At 55.1% G+C, this 1741-nt stretch carries 2 rRNA genes (1 of these 2 cut by a window edge); both read left to right on the forward strand.

Annotation, left to right across the window (positions count from 1 at the left end):
- Window positions 1–1518 (forward strand): 23S ribosomal RNA (locus ACPEH0_RS14665); it begins 1120 nt to the left of the window's first position.
- A gap of 98 nt (window positions 1519–1616) precedes the next feature.
- A 5S ribosomal RNA gene (gene rrf, locus ACPEH0_RS14670) occupies window positions 1617–1733 on the forward strand.
- The last annotated feature ends 8 nt before the right edge of the window (window positions 1734–1741 follow it).

Here is a 1741-nt window from a genome sequence, read left to right on the forward strand (position 1 = left end):
AGCCGGCCGGTCTAACGCTCGAACCCGTTCTGGTGCGGCTAGCGTATTAACAGGTGTGACGCAGGAAGGTAGCCCAACCCGGGCGATGGTTGTCCCGGGGCAAGTGCGTAGGCCGAGAGATAGGCAAATCCGTCTCTCATTCAGGCTGAGACACGATGCGGATAAAAAGTGGGTGATCCTATGCTGCCAAGAAAAGCATCGACGCGAGGTTCTAGCTGCCCGTACCCCAAACCGACTCAGGTGGTCAGGTAGAGAATACCAAGGAGATCGAGAGAATCGTGGTTAAGGAACTCGGCAAAATGCCCCCGTAACTTCGGGAGAAGGGGGGCCATCCACTTATACGGACTTGCTCCGGAAAGGGTGTGGTGGCCGCAGAGACTAGTGGGTAGCGACTGTTTACTAAAAACACAGGTCCGTGCCAAGTCGCAAGACGATGTATACGGACTGACGCCTGCCCGGTGCTGGAAGGTTAAGAGGACCGGTTAGCCGCAAGGCGAAGCTGAGAATTTAAGCCCCAGTAAACGGCGGTGGTAACTATAACCATCCTAAGGTAGCGAAATTCCTTGTCGGGTAAGTTCCGACCTGCACGAATGGCGTAACGACTTCCCAACTGTCTCAACCGCGAACTCGGCGAAATTGCATTACGAGTAAAGATGCTCGTTACGCGCAGCAGGACGGAAAGACCCCGTGACCTTTACTACAGCTTGGTATTGGTGTTCGGTGTGGCTTGTGTAGGATAGGTGGGAGACTGTGAAGCGGTGACGCCAGTTACCGTGGAGTCATTGTTGAAATACCACTCTGGTCACTCTGGATATCTAACTTCGAACCGTAATCCGGTTCAGGGACAGTGCCTGGTGGGTAGTTTAACTGGGGCGGTTGCCTCCCAAAAAGTAACGGAGGCGCCCAAAGGTTCCCTCAACCTGGTTGGCAATCAGGTGGCGAGTGTAAGTGCACAAGGGAGCTTGACTGTGAGACTGACAGGTCGAGCAGGGACGAAAGTCGGGACTAGTGATCCGGCAGTGGCTTGTGGAAGCGCTGTCGCTCAACGGATAAAAGGTACCTCGGGGATAACAGGCTGATCTTGCCCAAGAGTCCATATCGACGGCATGGTTTGGCACCTCGATGTCGGCTCGTCGCATCCTGGGGCTGGAGTAGGTCCCAAGGGTTGGGCTGTTCGCCCATTAAAGCGGTACGCGAGCTGGGTTTAGAACGTCGTGAGACAGTTCGGTCCCTATCCGCTGCGCGCGTAGGAAATTTGAGAGGATCTGACCCTAGTACGAGAGGACCGGGTTGGACGAACCTCTGGTGTGCCAGTTGTTCTGCCAAGAGCACCGCTGGTTAGCTACGTTCGGGATGGATAACCGCTGAAAGCATCTAAGCGGGAAGCCGGCCTCAAGATGAGATTTCCATACCTTCGGGTGAGAGGCTCCCAGCCAGACTACTGGGTTGATAGGCCGGATGTGGAAGCGTGGTAACACGTGAAGCTGACCGGTACTAATAAGCCGATGACTTGATAACACACCGTTTAGGTGCTTGCGTCCACTGAGTGGTTCTCGATGTACGGTCGAGAACCGCATAACGAACAATCGTTGTGCAGACTGAAACATCAATAGTGTTTCGGCGGCCATAGCGTGAGGGAAACGCCCGGTCACATTCCGAACCCGGAAGCTAAGCCTCACAGCGCCGATGGTACTGCAGGGGGGACCCTGTGGGAGAGTAGGACACCGCCGGACTTCTTTCG

It is taken from the genome of Microbacterium sp. NPDC079356, from assembly GCF_049545465.1.
GTDB classification, from domain to species: Bacteria; Actinomycetota; Actinomycetes; order Actinomycetales; family Microbacteriaceae; genus Microbacterium; species Microbacterium gawkjiense.